The following is a 1,683-nucleotide window of genomic DNA, read 5'->3' on the forward strand; positions in this document are numbered from 1 at the left end:
CTTGGGGTTGGTGAGCTCCTCGATTTCTTCCAGCACCTTCTGCGTGCTCACGCCCGGCGGCAATTCGTTCACCACCAGCTGCCACTGGCCGCGCGCGAGCTCCTCGATCTTCCAGCGCGCCCGCACCTTGAGCGAACCGCGTCCCGTGCGGTACGCCTCGGCGATGTCGCCGGCCGTGCTGATGATCTGCCCGCCACCCGGGTAGTCGGGGCCGGGCAGCAGCAGCGCCAGCTCTTCATCGGGCAGCTTGGCGTTCTTGATCAGCGCCACGCAGGCATCGGCCACTTCGCGCAGGTTGTGGCTGGGGATTTCGGTGGCCAGGCCCACGGCGATGCCGCTGGCGCCGTTGAGCAGCGCGAACGGCAGGCGCGCGGGCAGCTGTTGCGGCTCCTGTGTGCTGCCGTCGTAGTTGGGGATGAAGGCGACCGTGCCTTCGTCGATCTCGTCGAGCAGCAAGTTGGTGATGCGCGCGAGGCGGGCCTCGGTGTAGCGCATGGCCGCCGCGCCGTCGCCGTCACGGCTGCCGAAGTTGCCGTGCCCGTCGATCAGCGGATAGCGCTGCGAAAAATCCTGCGCCATGCGCACCAAGGCGTCATACGCAGCCTGGTCGCCGTGCGGATGGAAGCGGCCCAGCACGTCGCCCACCACGCGGGCGCTCTTGACCGGCCGCGCGCCGCCGGCGCCGGTGAAGCCCAGGCCCATGCGCGACATCGAATAGAGGATGCGGCGCTGCACCGGTTTCTGCCCATCGCAGACGTCGGGCAAGGCCCGGCCCTTCACCACGCTGAGCGCGTACTCCAGGTAGGCGCGCTGCGCGTACGACGCGAGATCGAGCTCGCTGTCGCCGCCCCTGTCGCCGCTGTTGAACGAGATGAGTTCTTGCTCCATTTTTTTGACTACTTGGAAAAAGAGAGAGTGAAAGTGAAATCAGGCCAACAGTTCTTCGGCCGTGAGGGCGAGGATGTGCCGTTCGCTAGGGTTGGCGAGCTGCTCGTCCATGCGGCTGAAAAGCCGCTGCAGCAGCACCTTGGGAGAAATGTCGCCCAGCGGCACCGCGGCCAGGACGATGCGGAACTTCAGGAACTCGGTGGGCGCGGCCGGCAGCGGCTCTTTCAGGCCCGCGACCAGGATGCGGCTCGCGAGATTGGCGGAGCCTTCGGCCAGCGACATGCCCTCGGCGAGGATGGCGATCCGCGAATGCGAGACACGCGCCGCCGCGTCGCCGTCACGCAGCGCCTGCCGGATCCGGTTGGCCGACACCAGCACCGCCGATTCGGCCACTTCCGGGCCGAATTCCGCGGCCAGCGCCGGCAGGTTCTCGATATGGACCAGCAGCAGCACGCTGGGATGGCCGTAGCGCCGGATCAGATTGCGCACGGTGCCCACGCGGTCGAAGAAGATCAGGGGCGTGGACAGGCCCGTCAGCGGGTCCACGGTGTTGCGCGCCTCCATACGCAGCCGCGTCTCGCCGAAAATGCGGTTGCGCCAGGCGGTCGCCAGGAAGACCGCCGCGGTCCAGAGCGTGAGCATGGCGGCCAGTGGCAGGGCCGGGTCCGGCCGGGAGTCCAGCACGCGCCAGCCCAGCCAGCCGGCAGCGCCGGCCAGAGCCAGCTGGCCCGGCACCATCCAGCGGCCCCAGGGCTGGCTGTGGCGCCAGGTGCGCAGCATGATGACCCCCACCAC

Annotated in this window: 2 protein-coding genes; both read right to left on the bottom strand. The window is 68.6% G+C overall.

What is annotated here, in order from left to right:
- Nucleotides 1-888 (bottom strand): DNA gyrase subunit A (locus VLK61_RS14655; protein ID WP_325422351.1); only part of this gene is annotated, 888 nt, incomplete at its 3' end.
- A 39-nt stretch (nucleotides 889-927) separates the two neighbouring features.
- Nucleotides 928-1,668 (bottom strand): diguanylate cyclase domain-containing protein, encoded by a 741-nt coding sequence (locus VLK61_RS14660; RefSeq protein WP_325422352.1) that lies wholly within the window; start codon nucleotides 1,666-1,668, stop codon nucleotides 928-930.
- Nucleotides 1,669-1,683: the final 15 nt, after the last annotated feature.

Origin of the sequence: Aquabacterium sp., from assembly GCF_035476535.1 — a bacterium.
Taxonomy (GTDB): domain Bacteria; phylum Pseudomonadota; class Gammaproteobacteria; order Burkholderiales; family Burkholderiaceae_C; genus Pseudaquabacterium.